Origin of the sequence: Enterobacter sp. 5-4 (assembly GCF_000612205.1) — a bacterium.
Classification (GTDB): domain Bacteria; phylum Pseudomonadota; class Gammaproteobacteria; order Enterobacterales; family Enterobacteriaceae; genus Enterobacter; species Enterobacter roggenkampii.
In genome coordinates this window covers 329,605-348,846 of sequence record NZ_JFHW01000010.1, presented here as the reverse complement: position 1 = coordinate 348,846, position 19,242 = coordinate 329,605, and the positions used below count along the sequence as shown (strand labels likewise).

At 55.4% G+C, this 19,242-nt stretch carries 18 protein-coding genes and 1 riboswitch; of the genes, 9 read left to right on the top strand and 9 right to left on the bottom strand.

The annotated features are described in order from the left end of the window. Positions 1 to 2: 2 nt before the first annotated feature. The 7 genes from ftsL to leuO all read right to left on the bottom strand — a co-directional run bounded on the left by ftsL (position 3) and on the right by leuO (position 7,097). Positions 3 to 368, bottom strand: a complete 366-nt coding sequence (gene ftsL, locus AA74_RS0107810) for a cell division protein FtsL (RefSeq protein WP_008501989.1) — start codon at positions 366 to 368, stop codon at positions 3 to 5. Then, a complete protein-coding gene (rsmH, locus tag AA74_RS0107805) occupies positions 365 to 1,306 on the bottom strand; it encodes a 16S rRNA (cytosine(1402)-N(4))-methyltransferase RsmH (RefSeq protein WP_021240527.1) in 942 nt (313 codons plus the stop codon). The genes ftsL and rsmH overlap by 4 nt, the downstream gene beginning before the upstream one ends. Positions 1,307 to 1,308: 2 nt before the next feature. Then, entirely contained in the window at positions 1,309 to 1,767 is a 459-nt protein-coding gene (gene mraZ / locus AA74_RS0107800) for a division/cell wall cluster transcriptional repressor MraZ (protein WP_021240528.1), read from the bottom strand. A 600-nt stretch (positions 1,768 to 2,367) separates the two neighbouring features. Further along, on the bottom strand, positions 2,368 to 3,375 hold the full coding sequence (gene cra, locus AA74_RS0107795) for a catabolite repressor/activator (RefSeq protein ID WP_025912170.1): 1,008 nt from the start codon (positions 3,373 to 3,375) through the stop codon (positions 2,368 to 2,370). Between the two features lie 179 nt (positions 3,376 to 3,554). Further along, positions 3,555 to 4,046: an acetolactate synthase small subunit gene (gene ilvN, locus AA74_RS0107790; protein WP_008501994.1), complete on the bottom strand. Its 492-nt coding sequence runs from the start codon at positions 4,044 to 4,046 to the stop codon at positions 3,555 to 3,557. 1 nt (position 4,047) lies between these two features. Further along, positions 4,048 to 5,772, bottom strand: a complete 1,725-nt coding sequence (gene ilvI / locus AA74_RS0107785) for an acetolactate synthase 3 large subunit (RefSeq protein ID WP_008501995.1) — start codon at positions 5,770 to 5,772, stop codon at positions 4,048 to 4,050. A gap of 380 nt (positions 5,773 to 6,152) precedes the next feature. Beyond that, on the bottom strand, positions 6,153 to 7,097 hold the full coding sequence (leuO, locus tag AA74_RS0107780; protein ID WP_025912169.1) for a transcriptional regulator LeuO: 945 nt from the start codon (positions 7,095 to 7,097) through the stop codon (positions 6,153 to 6,155). A 606-nt stretch (positions 7,098 to 7,703) separates the two neighbouring features. On the opposite strand from leuO, the gene leuL reads away from it, so the two are divergent. The 5 genes from leuL (at position 7,704) to leuD (ending at position 12,563) form a co-directional block, all read left to right on the top strand. Then, complete coding sequence (leuL, locus tag AA74_RS1000000123790; protein ID WP_071530973.1) at positions 7,704 to 7,790, top strand: leu operon leader peptide; 87 nt, start codon at positions 7,704 to 7,706, stop codon at positions 7,788 to 7,790. A gap of 91 nt (positions 7,791 to 7,881) precedes the next feature. Beyond that, a complete protein-coding gene (gene leuA, locus AA74_RS0107775; RefSeq protein WP_025912168.1) occupies positions 7,882 to 9,453 on the top strand; it encodes a 2-isopropylmalate synthase in 1,572 nt (523 codons plus the stop codon). Beyond that, entirely contained in the window at positions 9,453 to 10,544 is a 1,092-nt protein-coding gene (gene leuB, locus AA74_RS0107770; protein ID WP_021240531.1) for a 3-isopropylmalate dehydrogenase, read from the top strand. Before leuA ends, leuB begins: the two co-directional genes overlap by 1 nt. 2 nt (positions 10,545 to 10,546) lie before the next feature. Beyond that, positions 10,547 to 11,947: a 3-isopropylmalate dehydratase large subunit gene (gene leuC / locus AA74_RS0107765; protein ID WP_008501999.1), complete on the top strand. Its 1,401-nt coding sequence runs from the start codon at positions 10,547 to 10,549 to the stop codon at positions 11,945 to 11,947. Positions 11,948 to 11,957: 10 nt separating this feature from the next. Continuing rightward, positions 11,958 to 12,563, top strand: a complete 606-nt coding sequence (gene leuD / locus AA74_RS0107760) for a 3-isopropylmalate dehydratase small subunit (protein ID WP_023616037.1) — start codon at positions 11,958 to 11,960, stop codon at positions 12,561 to 12,563. 58 nt (positions 12,564 to 12,621) lie between these two features. Here the strand turns inward: leuD and AA74_RS0107755 are convergent, their stop codons facing one another. Then, positions 12,622 to 13,800, bottom strand: coding sequence for a sugar efflux transporter (locus tag AA74_RS0107755; protein WP_025912167.1), 1,179 nt, complete (start codon positions 13,798 to 13,800; stop codon positions 12,622 to 12,624). A gap of 120 nt (positions 13,801 to 13,920) precedes the next feature. Then, positions 13,921 to 14,073 carry a glucose uptake inhibitor SgrT gene (sgrT, locus tag AA74_RS01000000122060; RefSeq protein WP_008502002.1) on the bottom strand — a complete coding sequence of 51 codons (153 nt, stop codon included), beginning with the start codon at positions 14,071 to 14,073 and terminating at the stop codon, positions 13,921 to 13,923. 88 nt (positions 14,074 to 14,161) lie between these two features. Between sgrT and sgrR the strand changes: the two genes are divergently transcribed. From sgrR to thiQ, 4 genes are all read left to right on the top strand, one after another. After that, positions 14,162 to 15,817, top strand: a complete 1,656-nt coding sequence (gene sgrR / locus AA74_RS0107750; protein WP_025912166.1) for an HTH-type transcriptional regulator SgrR — start codon at positions 14,162 to 14,164, stop codon at positions 15,815 to 15,817. A 36-nt stretch (positions 15,818 to 15,853) separates the two neighbouring features. Continuing rightward, a riboswitch (TPP riboswitch) is annotated at positions 15,854 to 15,954 on the top strand. Between the two features lie 31 nt (positions 15,955 to 15,985). Beyond that, a complete protein-coding gene (gene thiB, locus AA74_RS0107745; protein WP_025912165.1) occupies positions 15,986 to 16,969 on the top strand; it encodes a thiamine ABC transporter substrate binding subunit in 984 nt (327 codons plus the stop codon). Beyond that, positions 16,945 to 18,555 carry a thiamine/thiamine pyrophosphate ABC transporter permease ThiP gene (thiP, locus tag AA74_RS0107740; RefSeq protein ID WP_025912164.1) on the top strand — a complete coding sequence of 537 codons (1,611 nt, stop codon included), beginning with the start codon at positions 16,945 to 16,947 and terminating at the stop codon, positions 18,553 to 18,555. The genes thiB and thiP overlap by 25 nt, the downstream gene beginning before the upstream one ends. Next, positions 18,539 to 19,237: a thiamine ABC transporter ATP-binding protein ThiQ gene (gene thiQ / locus AA74_RS0107735; RefSeq protein ID WP_025912163.1), complete on the top strand. Its 699-nt coding sequence runs from the start codon at positions 18,539 to 18,541 to the stop codon at positions 19,235 to 19,237. The genes thiP and thiQ overlap by 17 nt, the downstream gene beginning before the upstream one ends. The last annotated feature ends 5 nt before the right edge of the window (positions 19,238 to 19,242 follow it).

Below are 19,242 nucleotides of genomic sequence, written 5' to 3'. Positions count from 1 at the left end.
CCTTATTTTTGTACTACGATATTTTCCTGTGAAGGATCAACATGCTGCAGCTGCAGCTTTTCCGTTGCGATCCGTTCAACCCGGCTGTGATCGCCGAGCGCGTTTTCTTCAAGGATCAGATTTCGCCATTCAATATCCAGCGCATCGCGTTCCAGTACCATCTGCTCGCGTTGCGCAGTCAATAAACGTGTGTGGTGGGCGGTGGTGACCACCGTCACAGCCGTGACAATGATGCAAATGAACAGACAGAGTGGCAGTTTCCCAAACCGCAAAAGATCGTCGCCGATCACGCCAGGCAAGGCATGGCGCTCGTTGCTTCCTAACGAATCCTTAACTTTGCTTAGGGTCTCTGTCACTCTGCCGATCATGCGTTCGTCCTCTCTGCAACACGCAGCACTGAACTGCGGGCGCGTGGATTCTCTGCCACCTCTTCTTCGCCCGGCATCAACTTGCCTAATGCTCGCAACTGACGGCCACCCAGCTTCCTGAGTTGTTCTTCCGTCATCGGCAGCCCCGCGGGTACCTGTGGACCGCGGCTTTGTTCACGCATAAAGCGTTTCACAATACGGTCTTCCAGCGAATGGAAGCTAATGATGGATAACCGCCCACCCGGGGCCAGCACGTCGAGCGAGCTTTTTAGCGCCAGCTCTATTTCCTCCAGTTCACTGTTTACCCAGATGCGAACCGCCTGGAAGGTACGGGTCGCGGGATGTTTGTGCTTATCCTTCACCGGCGTTGCCGCCGCGATCACCTCGGCCAACTCTTTGGTGCGGGTCATCGGCTCAATGCGATTGCGCTCAACAATGGCGCGCGCAATACGTTTGCCAAAGCGCTCTTCGCCGAAGGTTTTGATGACCCATGCAATATCCGCTTCGTCAGCGGTCTGTAACCACTCGGCGGCAGACTGGCCGCGAGTCGGGTCCATACGCATGTCCAGCGGACCATCACGCATAAAGGAGAAACCGCGTTCAGCATCATCAAGTTGGGGTGAAGAGACGCCAAGATCGAGAAGAATCCCGTCGATCTTGCCCGTCAGGCCGCGCTCAGCCACATAGTCCGCGAGCGCAGAAAAGGGTCCATGCACGATGGAAAAGCGTGGGTCATTGATAGTCTGTGCAACGGCAATTGCCTGCGGATCGCGATCGATTGCCAGCAGACGCCCCTCCTCACCCAGTTGGGAGAGGATCAAACGCGAGTGACCACCGCGACCAAAAGTGCCATCAATGTAGATGCCATCCGGACGAATATTCAGGCCGTTAACGGCCTCGTCCAGTAACACCGTTTTATGTTTATAATTTTCCATCATATTTATAGAGACAAGTCCTGCAGCCGTTCCGATAATGTCGCGGAATCAGACTGCTCAGCGTCGATATCTTCCTTGACCTGTTGATACCAGGTCGTTTCATCCCACAGTTCAAATTTGTTGAACTGCCCGACCAGCATCACTTCTTTGGTCAGACCGGCATGTTGCCGTAACACAGGTGCGATCAGTAATCGCCCTGCGTTATCCATCTGACATTCACTGGCATGTCCCAATAACAACCGCTGCACGCGGCGTTCCTGCGGGTTCATGCTCGACAGTCGCGACAGCTTTTGCTCAATAATTTCCCATTCAGGCAGGGGGTAAAGCAGCAGGCAGGGGGAGTTAATGTCAATGGTGCAAACCATTTGACCCGCAGCGTTCTCAATCAGCTGGTCGCGGTATCGGGTTGGTACCGATAAACGCCCTTTACTGTCGAGATTGACTAACGTAGCTCCACGGAACATGCCAGTCTCACCCCTCCTCACCACTTTAACCCACAAATTCCCACCTAAAGGAGTTTACGGAGCGAGGGAAAAGCTTGTCAAGCCAGGACTCTCGGCATAAGGACTCGAAAGCCCTCTATTTACAGAGATAAACAGTCCTGGTCAATAACTGCACAACTGGCGAGGCAAAATTAACGTTATGAATATTTGTAAGAAAAAAACCGAATATGCACACTAGCGTTAAGGCTCACTCAATATCATCGCAGATAAATATAAAGTGTCAGTTTGCGACGCGGGCAGCATTTTATGACAGATTCTCAGGGGATGACAGCGCCAGATTCACTCAGGCGAGCGGTAAGCGCAGTGGTTATCGCGTAAGCTGTCAAAGGAAGAGGAAAAAACGTCTGAATATTCATCGACCGAAGAGGGTTTGTAACAAAATAATACAAAGAGTGCCGTTTAAAATCGCTGAGATGTTGTTTAAAGGGCAATTTAAAAGCCAAAATGAATAAAGAAAAATAGGCGATTATGATCTCCCAAGAATTATCCTAATTTCTCTCCGGGAATTATCTGCACGAATTATTGCAGCAAAAAGGGGCAGATTTCACCGCCCCGGTCATTTCATTTTTGGCGGCTCAAAATTCCGCGATGGTAGAGGTTACGTTTGATACGCGTCAGGCCCGGCTTCGGTTTGCGGGGTTCATCCAGACTTGCCAGCACAATCTCCAGCACGCGTTCAGCCACATCGCGATGGCGCTGTGCAACCGCCAGCACCGGGCACTGAAGGAAGTCGAGCAGCTCATTATCCCCGAACGTGGCAATCGCCAGATCGGAAGGCAGTTTACCTTCACGACGTAAGGTCACATCCATGACACCCTGCAAGAGCGCAAACGAGGTAGTGAACAGCGCCTGAGGCATTGGATGCGTTTCCAGCCATTTTTCGAACAGCTGCGCGGCGGCTTCACGTTCGTAGCTGTTGGCATAGAGGTAGTGAACCTCGCGCGGATCGTCTCTCCATGCCGTTCTGAATCCCTGCTCGCGCAGGAAGCTCACGGAAAGTTCAGGCAGCGCGCCAAGATACAGCACCGTTTCCGCCGGGAACGTCCGCAGCTCTGCGGCCAGCATTTCGGCATCATCCTGATCGGCACCCACCACGCTGGTGAAATGCTCGCGATCGAGGGCACGGTCAAGCGCAACGATCGGGAACGGATCATTCGCCCAGCGCTGGTAGAAAGGATGCTCCGGCGGTAAGGAGGTCGAAACAATAATGGCATCCACCTGGCGCTGAAGCAGATGTTCAATGCAGCGCATCTCGTTATCAGGCTGGTCTTCCGAGCAGGCAATCAGCAATTGATAGCCGCGCTGACGCGCCTGACGTTCAAGATAGTTGGCGATACGGGTATAGCTGGTGTTTTCCAGGTCCGGGATTACCAGACCAATAGAGCGGGTGCGCCCGGCGCGCAGACCGGCTGCGACAGCATTCGGATGGTAGTTATGTTCACGAACCACCGCCATAACTTTTTCAACGGTCTTGTCGCTGACACGGTACTGCTTTGCTTTACCGTTAATCACATAGCTGGCCGTTGTTCGTGACACGCCGGCTAGCCGGGCGATTTCATCCAGTTTCACAATTGCCCCTTAAAAAAAGAAAAGAGTCCATGGCCCTGTCAAGGTTATGGTTAAATCTTTTAACATCTAAACGCAGAAAAGCCTTCGCGGCAACCGCTTTTATCTGCGTTGTCGGCTGATTACGCAAAAAAAAGCCCGGCTTTGGTGACCGGGCAGAAAGAGGCGAACCTTTTTGACAACTAACGCATGATTTTCTCGCCGCGTGACAGACCCACAACACCCGATCTCGCCACCTCGACAATTTTTGCGACATCCCGTACGGACGCCAGGAACGCATCCAGCTTGTCGCTCGTCCCGACCAGCTGAACGGTATAAAGAGAAGGCGTGACGTCGATAATCTGTCCGCGGAAAATATCCGCATTGCGTTTGACTTCTTCACGCCCGTAGCCGCTGGCCTGAATTTTCACCAGCATGACCTCACGTTCAACGTAGGCCCCTTGCCCCAGCTCGCTCACGCGCAGCACGTCGACCAGCTTATGCAGCTGTTTCTCAATCTGTTCAAGCACCTTAGCGTCGCCGACGGTTTGGATCGTCATGCGCGACAGCGTTGGGTCTTCCGTCGGGGCGACGGTCAGGCTTTCAATGTTATAACCGCGCTGCGCAAAAAGGCCAATGACGCGCGACAGTGCGCCAGACTCGTTTTCCAGTAAAACTGATAATATCCGGCGCATATCAGGTTCTCTCCGTTTTGCTTAACCACATTTCATCCATACCACCACCCCGAATATGCATCGGATAGACGTGCTCGGTTCCATCAACAATCACATCCATAAAGACGAGGCGGTTGTTTTTAACGTGCTCAAGCGCTTGTGCGAGCTTCGTTTCCAGCTCGGCCGGATCGGTTACCCGCATGCCAACATGGCCGTAAGCTTCAGCAAGACGAACAAAATCCGGCAGCGATTTCATGTATGACTGTGAGTGACGGCCAGAATAAATCATATCCTGCCACTGCTTCACCATGCCGAGGTAGCCGTTATTCAGGTTCAGCACGAGAACCGGCAGTTCATACTGCAGCGCGGTAGACAGCTCCTGAATGTTCATCTGGATACTACCGTCTCCGGTCACGCAGACGACGGTTTCATCCGGCAGCGCCAGCTTCACGCCCAGCGCGGCAGGCAGACCAAAGCCCATGGTGCCTAAGCCACCCGAGTTGATCCAGTGTCGCGGTTTATCAAACGGATAATACAGGGCAGCAAACATCTGATGCTGGCCCACGTCTGAGGTCACATACGCTTCACCTTTCGTCAGTCGCCACACCGCTTCGATGACCGCCTGCGGCTTAATGTTTTCGCTCTGCGTGTCATATTTCAGGCACTGACGCGCGCGCCACTGTTCAATCTGCTGCCACCAGTCGCGGATCTCATCCAGCGGCTGGGTCGCTTTCTCCTGGGCCAGCAGCTCCAGCATCTGTTCCAGAACCTGACGGGCATCACCGACGATCGGCACATCAGCCGACACCGTTTTAGAAATTGACGTCGGATCGATATCAATATGCAGCACGGTGGCATTCGGGCAATATTTCGCCAGGTTGTTGGTGGTACGATCGTCAAAACGCACACCGACGGCAAAGATCACATCGGAGTGATGCATCGTCATGTTGGCTTCATAGGTACCGTGCATACCCAGCATACCCAGCGCCTGGCGGTGGGTGGCGGGAAACGCCCCCAGCCCCATCAGCGACGACGCAACAGGAAGGTTGAGTTTTTCAATCAGTTCACGAAGCTGGGCTTCACAGGCTGCATTGATCGCTCCGCCCCCGACATAGACGACCGGTTTCTTGGCTGCCAGAAGCGTTTGCAACGCCCGCTTGATCTGACCTTTATGCCCTTGCGTTGTCGGGTTGTAAGAACGCATGCTCACCGATTCCGGCCAGACGTAAGGCAGCTTGTTTGCCGGGTTCAGAATGTCTTTAGGCAGATCGACCACCACCGGTCCCGGGCGTCCGCTTGCCGCCAGCCAGAAGGCTTTTTTCAGTACGCCGGGAATATCTTCGGTTTGCTTAACCAGGAAGCTGTGCTTCACCACGGGACGCGAAATCCCGACCATGTCGCACTCCTGAAAAGCATCGTAGCCAATCAGCGAGGTGGCTACCTGCCCGGAGAGGATCACCAGCGGGATAGAGTCCATATACGCCGTCGCAATGCCGGTAATGGCGTTTGTCGCGCCGGGGCCGGACGTGACCAGGACCACGCCCACTTCACCCGTCGCACGCGCCAGGCCGTCGGCCATGTGTACGGCCGCCTGCTCGTGACGTACCAGAACATGGTCAATGCCCCCTACCGTATGGAGGGCATCATAAATATCGAGGACCGCGCCGCCAGGGTAGCCGAACACTTGCTTTACGCCCTGATCGATCAGCGACCGCACGACCATTTCCGCGCCAGACAACATCTCCATGCTTTGCCTCCAGGCATTTTGTTATAGACGGACTGCCGAATTCATTTCCGCACCGTCTTACGATTGGGATGAACCAATCTTATATTTTGCAGAGTGTTCTTTACCTTAACCGCTCGTTATGAGGCAGGCAATTAGCAAACCCGGGGAGATAAACGGTGCGTAAAGCAGAAAACGCAGCCGTTAACAGAAGATATGGTTAATTCCTCTGAGAATAGAGGACGGTGTGATAAATCATCACTGAAAAGCGCGACAATGCAGGAAATCATCTATTTTTGCGTGCCGAAGAGCCGCCCGAAAAAAAGACTCACAGAACAAAATAGCAACTATCCAAAAAAACTCAGGATAAATCACATGATCCGATGCGATTTATCCCGATGCGTTTACCGGCGACAGATACCAACCAGCAACTCTTCCATCCACTGGTGTCCTTTATCCCGTCCGGCCGCTTCATGCCAGGAGAGATAACAGGTTCGGCTATTTAACTTAAGCGGCAGTGGCAAAATTTGCAGATTTAATGGGTCAGAAAACTCTTCTGCCAGCCAGCGCGGTGCAATCGCCACCAGCTGTGTCTGGGAGACCACATTTAATACGCTGACCATAGCCATGCCCTGATAAGCCACGCACGCCTGTTTATCCGCAGTGTCATACCACGGCAGGCTAAAGGAAGCATATCTGTCGAGAGCAACAACGGCGTGCTGTTCGTTATAAACATCGTGTTCTCGCAGCGGAGAATTCAGACGTGGGTGTTTTTTACTGGCGACAAGAACCATTTCATCTTTAAAGAGCGGCACGCAGGAAAATTCCGGACGACGGAACTCTTCATACCCCAGAACGAATTCGATCTCCTGATAGCGTAACTGATGTTCCGTGTTTTGATTCAGGGATGATTTAAAAACCAGATTGATATTTGGTGCGATTTCTTCAACTTTATTATAAATAATCGACGTTAAATAATTATCTAATGGACTGCAGACACAAAGATGGAATACGCGCTCGCTGCTCAAGGGTTCAAAGCCCGATCCCGGCAGCTCATTTTGCACCAACTGCAACGCCTGGCGGATGGAACCGAACAGCTGGAATGCGCGTGCCGTAGGCTGGATCCCCCTCCCGTAACGAACGAATAATTCGTCGTTAAACATGAGCTTGAGTCTGGCAACGGCATTACTCACAGCAGGTTGCGACATCCCCAACGCCTGGGCGGCGCGGGTGATATTCTGTTCCTGCATGACCGCATCAAACACCGTCAGAAGATTAAGATCCACCGTGCGTAACTGCGGTTTAATCCCATCAGTAGCTTGAGGTTGTTTAATATTATTTTCTGGCACTTCTGACTCCACTGTCACGCTAAACTCCCTTTGCCAACGTACGCTAATCATCTCGAAAAATATGATTTATCATGCAAATACGATCAGCGAAAGAGAATTATTTAAAATTCAGAATATATAAAGACGCTATATAAACGAAAAGAAAATAGCGCAAATGATATGTTTGACTTTAGGATTGAAATGAAACCATAAACCAAACAAATACACAATGACCGCCAGGTTAATGATGACTTAAGTATTATTAAACTGTTATCGCCACCGCTCTGCAGTTAGTTAATAACATGTTATCTCTTTTCGTTTTTCAGCGAAGCGCAATAGATTCACCATAATTATAACTTAATGATATTAAAACCCTTTACGTACAGAGCATTCTCAGTAACGCGCGTCACTCATTTGAAACAATTATATTTATTTGTTTCTGCAACTGTTTTCTTCAGTCCAAAATTAGACAATTAGTCGGGTCGTAAAAGCCAAAACCAGCACAATTAGCTAAAGTAATTATCCTGCTGATTACGCCCGTCGGGCCCGTTTTTATCATCAGGGGTTGACATCAACTGGCGTATCCAGTACCACTAAAAGCATATTGAATTTAACGGAGCACGATTCATGATTCGCACCATTCGTTTCACCGGTCTACTACTACTAAACGCATCCACTGTGCGCGGTAGACTGGCGGGCGAAATTCAGCGTTGAATCGTCACCAGTAAGACTAAAAACCCGCGCCACTGCGCGGGTTTTTTTATGCTCGTAGCAAGGCGCCCTAAGACTGACAAGGACCTAACCCATGAGCCAGCAAGTCATTATTTTCGATACTACTTTACGTGACGGTGAACAGGCATTACAGGCAAGCCTGAGTGTAAAAGAGAAACTGCAGATCGCGCTGGCTCTCGAACGTATGGGTGTCGACGTGATGGAGGTGGGTTTCCCGGTCTCGTCTCCGGGTGATTTCGAATCCGTCCAGACTATCGCCCGCACCATTAAAAACAGCCGCGTGTGCGGTCTGGCACGCTGTGTTGAAAAAGATATCGACGTCGCGGCTGAGTCGCTGAAAGTGGCCGAAGCGTTCCGTATCCACACCTTTATTGCCACCTCACCTATGCACATCGCCACCAAGCTGCGCAGTACGCTGGATGAGGTGATTGAGCGCGCGGTATATATGGTGAAACGCGCACGCAACTACACCGATGACGTTGAATTCTCCTGTGAAGATGCGGGCCGCACGCCAATTGAAGATCTGGCCCGTGTGGTGGAAGCCGCCATCAATGCCGGTGCCAAAACCATCAACATCCCTGATACCGTCGGCTACACCATGCCGTTTGAGTTCGCCAATATCATCACCGGCCTGTATGACCGCGTACCGAACATTGATAAAGCGATTATCTCCGTCCACACCCACGATGATTTGGGTCTGGCCGTGGGCAATGCCATCGCAGCCGTCCACGCCGGCGCGCGTCAGGTAGAAGGCGCGATGAACGGTATCGGTGAACGCGCGGGCAACTGCTCGCTGGAAGAAGTGATCATGGCGATCAAAGTGCGCAAAGACATCATGGACGTGCACACCCGCATCAATCACAACGAGATCTGGCGCACCAGCCAGACCGTCAGCCAGATTTGCAACATGCCGATTCCGGCCAACAAAGCGATCGTCGGCACGGGCGCCTTCGCGCACTCCTCCGGTATTCACCAGGATGGCGTGCTGAAGAACCGTGAAAACTACGAAATTATGACCCCGGAATCCATTGGCCTGAATCAGGTCCAGTTGAACCTGACCTCCCGTTCCGGCCGTGCGGCGGTGAAGCACCGCATGGAAGAGATGGGTTATAAGGACAGCGATTACAACATGGATCAGCTGTACGACGCTTTCCTGAAGCTGGCCGATAAAAAAGGTCAGGTGTTCGACTACGACCTGGAAGCGCTGGCCTTTATTAACAAGCAGCAGGAAGAGCCAGAGCACTTCCGTCTGGATTACTTCAACGTGCAGTCCGGCTCCAGCGACATCGCCACTGCCTCGGTCAAGCTGGCCTGCGGTGATGAAATTAAGGCCGAAGCGGCGAACGGAAACGGCCCTGTGGATGCCATTTATCAGGCGATCAACCGCGTCACCGAGTACGACGTTGAGCTGGTGAAATATGACCTGACGGCCAAGGGCCACGGCAAAGATGCGCTGGGCCAGGTCGACATTGTTGTGAACCACAATGGCCGTCGTTTCCATGGCGTGGGCCTGGCGACCGATATCGTTGAATCCTCCGCGAAAGCGATGGTGCATGTGCTGAACAACATCTGGCGCGCCGCCGAAGTCGAAAAAGAGTTGCAACGCAAAGCTCAGAATAAAGAGAACAACAAGGAAACCGTGTAATGTCGAAGAATTACCATATTGCTGTGTTACCGGGCGACGGTATTGGCCCGGAAGTGATGGCACAGGCGCTGAAAGTACTGGAAGCCGTTCGCGCGCGTTTTGCGATGAAAATCACTACCAGCCACTACGATGTGGGCGGTATTGCGATTGATAACCACGGTACGCCACTGCCGAAAGCGACCGTGGAAGGCTGTGAAAATGCCGATGCCGTGCTGTTTGGTTCCGTCGGTGGCCCGAAGTGGGAACACCTGCCGCCTGCAGAGCAGCCAGAGCGCGGCGCGCTGCTGCCGCTGCGTAAACATTTCAAGCTGTTCAGCAACCTGCGTCCGGCGAAGCTGTATCAGGGCCTGGAAGAGTTCTGCCCGCTGCGCGCGGATATCGCCGCCAACGGCTTCGACATTCTGTGCGTGCGTGAACTGACCGGCGGGATCTATTTCGGTCAGCCAAAAGGGCGTGAAGGCAGCGGCCAGCATGAGAAGGCGTTCGACACTGAAGTGTATCACCGCTTCGAAATTGAACGTATCGCCCATATCGCCTTTGAGTCAGCGCGCAAGCGCCGCCATAAAGTGACCTCCATTGATAAAGCGAACGTGCTGCAGTCTTCCATCTTGTGGCGCGAGATCGTCAGCGAAGTCGCGAAGCAGTACCCGGACGTTGAGCTGTCGCACATGTACATCGACAACGCGACCATGCAGCTGATTAAAGATCCGTCCCAGTTTGACGTGCTGCTGTGCTCCAACCTGTTCGGCGACATTTTGTCAGACGAGTGCGCGATGATCACCGGCTCTATGGGCATGCTGCCATCCGCCAGCCTGAATGAAGAAGGTTTTGGCCTGTACGAGCCGGCAGGCGGTTCCGCGCCGGATATTGCGGGCAAAAACATCGCTAACCCGATTGCGCAGATCCTCTCTCTGGCCCTGCTGCTGCGCTACAGCCTGGATGCAGGCGATGCAGCAACCGCAATTGAAAATGCCATTAACCGGGCGTTAGAAGAAGGCGTTCGTACCGGTGATTTATCACGCGGCGCGGCGGCAGTCAGTACCGATGAAATGGGCGACATTATTGCCCGCTATGTCGCTGAAGGGGTGTAATCATGGCCAAAACGTTATACGAAAAATTGTTTGATGCGCACGTTGTCTACGAGGCACCAAACGAAACCCCACTGCTGTACATTGACCGTCATCTGGTACACGAAGTGACCTCTCCTCAGGCATTTGACGGCCTGCGCGCGCACAAGCGCCCGGTACGTCAGCCGGGTAAAACCTTCGCGACGATGGATCACAACGTTTCCACACAGACCAAAGACATTAATGCCTCGGGTGAGATGGCGCGTATCCAGATGCAGGAGCTGATCAAGAACTGCAACGAATTTGGCGTTGAGCTGTACGATCTGAACCACCCCTATCAGGGCATCGTTCACGTGATGGGGCCAGAGCAGGGAATTACCCTGCCGGGCATGACCATCGTCTGCGGCGACTCCCATACCGCAACCCACGGCGCGTTTGGCGCCCTGGCGTTCGGCATTGGCACGTCTGAAGTTGAACACGTGCTGGCGACGCAGACCCTGAAGCAGGGCCGCGCCAAAACGATGAAGATTGAAGTGAAGGGCAAAGCGGCACCTGGCATTACCGCGAAAGACATCGTGCTGGCGATCATCGGTAAAACCGGCAGCGCAGGCGGTACCGGCCACGTCGTTGAATTCTGCGGCGACGCGATTCAGGCGCTGAGCATGGAGGGTCGCATGACCCTGTGCAATATGGCCATTGAGATGGGTGCCAAAGCCGGTCTGGTCGCGCCAGATGAAACGACCTTCAACTATGTGAAGGGCCGTCTGCACGCGCCGAAGGGCCAGGATTTTGACGACGCGGTAGCGTACTGGAAAACCCTGAAAACCGACGACGGGGCAACGTTTGATACCGTTGTCACGCTGCAGGCAGAAGAGATTGCCCCTCAGGTGACCTGGGGAACCAACCCGGGCCAGGTAATTTCCGTCAACGACGCCATTCCCGATCCGGCCTCCTTCGCCGATCCGGTCGAGCGCGCCAGTGCGGAAAAAGCGCTGGCCTATATGGGGCTGAAACCCGGCGTACCGTTGACCGACGTGACCATTGATAAGGTATTTATCGGCTCCTGCACCAACTCCCGTATCGAAGATTTGCGTGCGGCGGCAGAGATTGCCAAAGGCCGTAAAGTCGCACCGGGCGTGCAGGCGCTGGTGGTTCCAGGCTCCGGTCCGGTGAAAGCCCAGGCGGAAGCCGAAGGTCTGGATAAGATCTTTATCGAAGCAGGATTCGAGTGGCGCCTGCCTGGCTGCTCCATGTGCCTGGCCATGAACAACGATCGCCTGAATCCGGGTGAGCGCTGTGCCTCCACCAGCAACCGTAACTTTGAAGGCCGTCAGGGCCGCGGTGGGCGTACCCATCTGGTCAGCCCGGCAATGGCCGCCGCTGCGGCAGTCACCGGCCATTTCGCCGACATTCGCAGCCTGAAATAAGGAGACAATCATGGCAGAGAAATTTACCCAACATACGGGCCGTGTTGTCCCGCTGGACGCCGCTAACGTTGATACGGACGCGATCATTCCTAAGCAGTTTTTGCAGAAGGTGACCCGCACCGGCTTTGGCGCGCACCTGTTCAACGACTGGCGTTTCCTGGACGATAAAGGCGAGGTGCCTAATCCGGAATTCGTTCTGAACTTCCCGGAGTACAAAGGCGCATCCATCCTGCTGGCGCGGGAAAACTTTGGCTGCGGCTCGTCGCGTGAACACGCCCCCTGGGCGTTGACAGACTACGGCTTTAAGGTGGTCATTGCCCCCAGCTTCGCGGATATCTTTTACGGCAACAGCTTCAACAACCAGTTGCTGCCGGTGACGCTGAGCGACGAACAGGTCGATGAATTGTTCGCGCTGGTTAAGGCAAATCCGGGCATGTCGTTTGAAGTGGATCTGGAAGCGGAAGTGGTGAAAGCCGGGGATAAAACCTACAGCTTCAGCATTGATGCCTTCCGCCGCCACTGCATGCTGAACGGTCTGGACAGCATTGGTTTGACGCTCCAGCACGAAGACGCCATCTCCGCGTACGAGAAAAAACAGCCTGCGTTTATGGGCTAAAGGCAATGGCCCGCAAAAAGCGGGCCATTGATTTGTTTTGTGAAGCCGCCTTCCAGAATCAGACATCCTTAACCCGGCAAGTCAGCCCAAGCGTAACCACCGAAATCGCGGCAATCATCCAGTAAACTGAGCCATGCCCGTAACTTTGCGCCAGCGCCCCCTGAATCACCCCCGCCAGGATCACTCCGGTCGAAATGCTGTTGGTAAAAAGCGTGGTCGCCGACCCGGCGCGGCCCGGCATTAAATCCTGGAACCAGAGCATGCCGATCCCGGCAACGATGCCAATAAACACAGCATTAAACAGCTGCAGCGCAAGCAGCGCTTCACGCGAATGGAAAAGGATCAGTCCCGCGTAAAACAGCACCCCGGCCGCCACGGCGACGATCATCATCCGACGCTTCCCAAAGCGCTTAACGTAGTAACCCGCCAGAATCATCGCCGGAATTTCCAGCCCGGCAGCGGTGCCCATTAAGATCCCCGCGAGCTTGTCCGGTAAGCCCAGATCGCTGCTGATCCACAGCGGCATGTCGATGATGTACATGGTGTTGCAGGTCCACATCAGCGTGGAGGCAATAAACAGCATGCGGACGTTTTTGTCCTGCCAGCCGCTCACCTGGGTGAGCGGTTTATCCGTTGTCTGTTCGACGCGCGCCACGGACGGCAGCGCAAAGGCTATCAGCGCCAGGCTGATGACAAAAATCCCGGCGGCGATGGAGAACATCGCGGTAAAGCCGTAGTTCAACGCCAGCATGAAGGCCAGCGGCGGGCCAATGACCCACGCCAGCGAGAGCTGGGCACGCATCACCGAGCTGAACATCACCACTTCCCGCGCCGAGCTATCCGCATATTCCCGGGCCAGCGCGAACAGCTGCGGCATGGCGGTGTTCGCCAGCGACGCCAGCAGCACGCCGCAGGTAATGAGCGTCAGGTAATGACGATTGAAAGCAAAGAGCAGCGCGTTGCCCACGGCCATGGCGCAGCAAAAGAGGATCAGCCTGCGGCGATCGCCCTGGCTGTCCGATCGCTTCGCCAGCGCGAGGCTGACCAGGATCCCGGCTATCGCGTTGACGGTATAAAACAGCCCCACCCAGAACGGCTGTGCCCCCACCTCGCGGCTGAGAAACAGGCTCAGCGTCGGCGCCTGCAGCGCTCCCGCCACGCCCATCATAAAGGCCACCAGCATAAAAGCGGCATACACGCCGTTCAGGCGTCGCCCCATCGTCATCAACCACAGCATGCGCAAGTCCTTGTGAAAGCGAATCGAAATTGGGTGAAAGAATAAACGAAAAAAGCCAGCAAAAACATTTTGCTGGCGGGTGATTAGCACCAATACTCAGTCACACATGATCGAGGCGAGTCAGCGAGAAGAGGCCGGTTTCGTAACGTCCCACTGCATCAGTTCTTCTAACATTTTCAGCCGTTGCTCTGCACACGGGCGGGCCAGCCAGGACGATCCTTTTGTCGCTGAAAAGTACTGCTGATAAAACTGACGTGCGGTAGACCTCTTCATCATTTACCTCCTCGCTTCATCGGGAAGCATTATTGGCCTAATATAGGGATTAATAAATTGCTGGTTTTTTGTCAGGAGTTCCTCTTTTATGCCTTCCGGTCGTCTGCAGCAACAATTTATCCGCCTCTGGCAGTGCTGCGAGGGGCAATCGCAGGAAACCACGCTCAACGAGCTGGCTGACCTGCTTAGCTGTTCCCGCCGCCATATGCGCACGCTGCTCAATACCATGCAGCAGCAGGGGTGGTTAAGCTGGGAAGCGGAGGCGGGACGCGGAAAACGCTCGCGGCTGACCTTTCTCTACACCGGGCTGGCATTGCAGCAGCAGCGTGCAGAAGACCTGCTCGAGCAGGACCGTATCGATCAGCTGGTCCAGCTGGTGGGCGACAAGGCCGCCGTGCGCCAGATGCTGGTCTCCCATCTCGGACGCAGTTTTCGTCAGGGCCGACACATTCTGCGGGTGCTCTACTACCGTCCGATGAAAAATCTGTTGCCCGGCACGGCGTTACGGCGTTCTGAAACCCACATGGCCCGACAAATCTTCAGCGGCCTGACGCGGATAAATGAGGAAAACGGGGAACTGGAGGCGGATATCGCGCACCACTGGCAACAGCTTTCCCCGCGCCACTGGCGCTTCTTCTTACGCCCGGGCATCCACTTTCACCACGGTCGCGAACTGGAGATGCACGACGTCATCGCCTCTCTGGAACGCGCCCGCAGGCTGCCGCTCTACTCGCATATTTCGCGCATCCACTCCCCCACGGCCTGGACGCTGGATATTGAGCTGTCGCAGCAGGACAAGTGGCTTCCCTGGCTGCTGGGCTATGTGCCCTCAATGATTTTGCCCGCCGAGTGGGAATCATTGAACAATTTTGCCAGCCAGCCGATTGGCACCGGGCCCTACTCCGTCTCCCGCAATAACAGCAACCAGCTGAAAATCCGCGCGTTCGATGACTACTTTGGCTATCGGGCGCTGATCGACGAAGTGAACGTGTGGGTATTGCCGGATCTCAATGAAGACCTGAGCTGCGGGCTGACGCTTGAAGGCCCCACCACCGGAGAAAAGGCCGTGGAGAGCCGCCTGGAGGAGGGCTGCTACTATCTCCTCTTTGACCGCCGCACCCACCGTGGGGCAAACCCGGCTGTCCGCAAGTGGATCAGCCACGTGCTGTCTCCTTCCAATCTTATCTACCATGCGGAAGAGCAATACCAGACATACTGGTTCCCGGCGTACGGCCTGCTTCCGCGCTGGCACCATGCCCGACCAACGCGCTGCGACAAACCCGCAGGGCTGGAGTCCATCACCCTGACCTACTACCGCGATCATGTTGAGCATCGTTTTATCGCGAGGATCATGACCCGCCTGCTGGCAGCGGAGGGAGTCAGGCTGGACATCAGGGAAGTGGACTATGACGAATGGCATCAGGGGGAAATCGCCAGCGATATCTGGCTGAACAGCGCCAACTTCACCCTGCCGCTCGATTTTTCCCTCTTCTCGCATTTGTATGAAGTCCCGCTGATCCAGCACTGCATCGACCGGGACTGGCAGCAGGATGCCGCTCTGTGGCGTGCGGGCGAGATGAATCTTGCCGTATGGTGCCAGCAGCTGCTGGCCGAGCAGGCGATCGTCCCGCTGATCCACCACTGGCTGATGATCCAGGGCCAGCGCAGCATGCGCGGCCTGCGGATGAACACCCTGGGCTGGTTTGATTTTAAATCCGCCTGGTTTGCGCCCCCGGAGCCATAACGCTTTCGTAATATTCACCAAATCATTACAATAGCGCCGTTCTCAACGGGGTGCTGCATCACAGATGTGCGCTGAGATAATACCCGTCGAACCTGATCCGGATAACGCCGGCGAAGGGATTTGAGGCTGTCGCTCAAAATCCTTTGCCACTCAACCCTGAGGTGCAAAGTGTTAAAAAAAGTTCTCCCCCTGCTGGCGCTGTTCGCGCTGCCCGCTTTAGCCAAGCCCGTTCTGACGGTCTACACCTACGACTCCTTCTCCGCCGACTGGGGCCCTGGCCCGGTCGTCAAAAAAGCCTTTGAAGCCGACTGCAACTGCGAGCTGAAGTTCGTGGCGCTGGAAGATGGCGTTTCGCTGCTCAACCGCCTGCGCATGGAAGGCAAAAACAGCAAGGCCGACGTGGTGCTCGGGCTGGATAACAACCTGCTGGAAGCCGCCTCGCAAACCAAACTCTTTGCCAAAAGCGGCGTCGCGGCAGAGGCCGTTAACGTGCCGGGCGGCTGGAACAACGACACCTTTGTGCCGTTCGACTACGGCTACTTTGCTTTCGTCTACGATAAAAACAAGCTGAAAAACCCGCCGAAGAGCCTGAAAGAGCTGGTGGAAAGCGACCAGAAGTGGCGCGTGATTTATGAAGATCCGCGGACCAGCACGCCGGGCCTGGGCCTGCTGCTGTGGATGCAGAAAGTCTACGGCGATAAGGCGCCGGAAGCGTGGCAGAAGCTGGCCGCCAAAACCGTCACCGTGACCAAAGGCTGGAGCGAAGCCTATGGCCTGTTCCTGAAAGGTGAAAGCGATCTGGTGCTGAGCTACACCACCTCCCCGGCCTACCACATTATCGCCGAGAAGAAAGACAACTATGCTGCGGCTGATTTTGCGGAAGGGCACTATCTGCAGGTGGAAGTGGCCGCGCGTACCGCCGCCAGCAAACAGCCGGAACTGGCCGAGAAGTTCCTGAAATTTATGGTTTCACCGGCATTCCAGAACGCCATTCCAGCGGGCAACTGGATGTATCCGGTCACCAGCGTTACGCTACCCGCAGGTTTTGAGCAGCTGACCAAGCCGAAAACCTCGCTGGAGTTTACGCCGCAGCAGGTCGCCGCGCAGCGTGCCGCATGGGTAAGTGAATGGCAACGCGCCGTCAGCCGTTAATTCCCGGCTGGTTACTCCCCGGATTGCTCGCCGCCGTCGTGATGGTGGCGGTCAGTCTGGGAGCCTTTCTTGCGCTGTGGTTTAACGCACCGGAGAGCGACCTGCTCGCCCTCTGGCACGACAGCTACCTCTGGCACGTTATCCGGTTCTCCTTCTGGCAGGCGGCTCTTTCTGCCCTGCTGTCGGCGATCCCGGCTATTTTTCTTGCACGCGCGCTCTATCGGCGGCGTTTCCCCGGCAGGCAGGCCCTGCTGCGCCTGTGCGCCATGACGCTGATCCTGCCCGTGCTGGTAGCGGTATTTGGTATTCTGAGCGTTTACGGCCGCCAGGGCTGGCTGGCCTCGCTGTTCGGCCAGCTTGGTATTGAGTGGTCATTCTCGCCTTACGGACTGCAGGGCATTCTGCTGGCGCACGTATTTTTCAATATGCCGATGGCAACGCGCCTCTTTTTGCAGGCGCTGGAGAACATTCCCGGCGAGCAGCGGCAGATTGCCGCCCAGCTCGGCATGCGCGGCTGGTCGTTCTTTCGTTTTGTCGAATGGCCGTGGCTGCGCCGCCAGCTCCCGCCCGTGGCGGCGTTAATCTTTATGCTCTGCTTTGCCAGCTTTGCCACCGTGCTGTCACTCGGCGGCGGGCCGCAGGCCACCACCATTGAGCTGGCGATTTACCAGGCGCTGAGTTACGACTACGATCCCGGTCGCGCCGCACTGCTGGCGATAGTCCAGATGGCGTGCTGTCTGGTGCTGGTGCTGTTGAGCCAGCGGCTGAGTAAAGCCATTCCCGCAGGTAGTCATCAAATAACCGGCTGGCGCGATCCGCAGGACAGCCTGCACAGCCGCATCAGCGATGTTATCCTGATCGCGCTGGCGCTGCTGCTGTTGCTGCCGCCGCTGCTGGCCGTTATCGTTGACGGCCTGAACCTCAATCTTATATCCGTCCTGCAACAGCCCGTTCTCTGGCAGGCGACCTGGACCTCGGTACGCATAGCGCTGGCTGCCGGACTGCTGTGCGTTATGCTGACCATGATGCTGCTGTGGAGCAGCCGTGAGCTCTACGCCCGCCAGGCGCAAAAAGCCGGACAAATGCTGGAACTGACGGGCATGCTGATACTGGCGATGCCGGGCATCGTGCTGGCAACGGGCTTCTTTTTACTGTTCAACAGCACCCTCGGCCTGCCGGAAAGGGCCGATGGCATTGTGATTTTCACTAACGCCTTAATGGCCATCCCCTACGCGCTTAAGGTGCTGGAAAACCCGATGCGCGACGTCAACAGCCGCTACGGTTTGCTGTGTCAGTCGCTGGGCATGCAGGGCTGGCAGCGGCTGAAGGTTGTGGAACTGCGCGCGCTAAAACGCCCGCTGGCGCAGGCGCTGGCGTTTGCCTGCGTGCTCTCCATTGGAGACTTTGGGGTCGTGGCGCTGTTCGGCAATGACGATTTCCGCACGCTGCCGTACTGGCTTTATCAGCAAATCGGCTCTTATCGCAGTCAGGACGGCGCGGTCACCGCGCTGTTACTGCTGCTGCTCTGCTTTGCCTTATTTACCGTTATCGAAAAACTTCCGGGGCGCGATGTTAAAACTGACTGATGTAACCTGGCTCTATCAGCATCTGCCGATGCGCTTTACGCTCTCCGTTCAGCAGGGCGAGCGGATTGCGGTGCTTGGCCCAAGCGGTGCCGGGAAAAGCACCTTGCTCAATTTGATCGCCGGTTTTCTGCAACCTGCCAGCGGGTCGATAGCCATCGATAATCGTGATTTCACCAACGCCCCTCCGGCTAAACGCCCTGTGTCGATGCTGTTTCAGGAAAACAACCTGTTTACCCATCTGACGGTGCGGCAAAACATCGCGTTGGGAATGCATCCGGGGCTCAGGCTGAACGATGCCCAACGCGAAAAACTTGAAGTGATTGCCGCACAGATGGGGATCGCTGAATTCATCGACAGGCTCCCGGGCGAGCTCTCCGGCGGCCAGCGTCAGCGCGTGGCGCTGGCGCGTTGTCTGGTGCGCGAGCAGCCGCTGCTGCTGCTGGATGAGCCGTTCTCGGCGCTCGATCCCGCGCTGCGCCAGGAGATGCTCGCCCTGGTGCAGGAGGTCTGCCAGCGCCAGCAGCTTACGATGCTGATGGTTTCGCACAGTATCGAAGATGCCGCACGGATTGCGCCGCGATCGGTGGTGATCGCGGAGGGACGCATTTTGTGGGATGGAGCAACAGAAGCATTAATGAGCGGAAAAGAAAGCGCTTCTGGATTATTGGGTATAAAACCGTAGGCCGG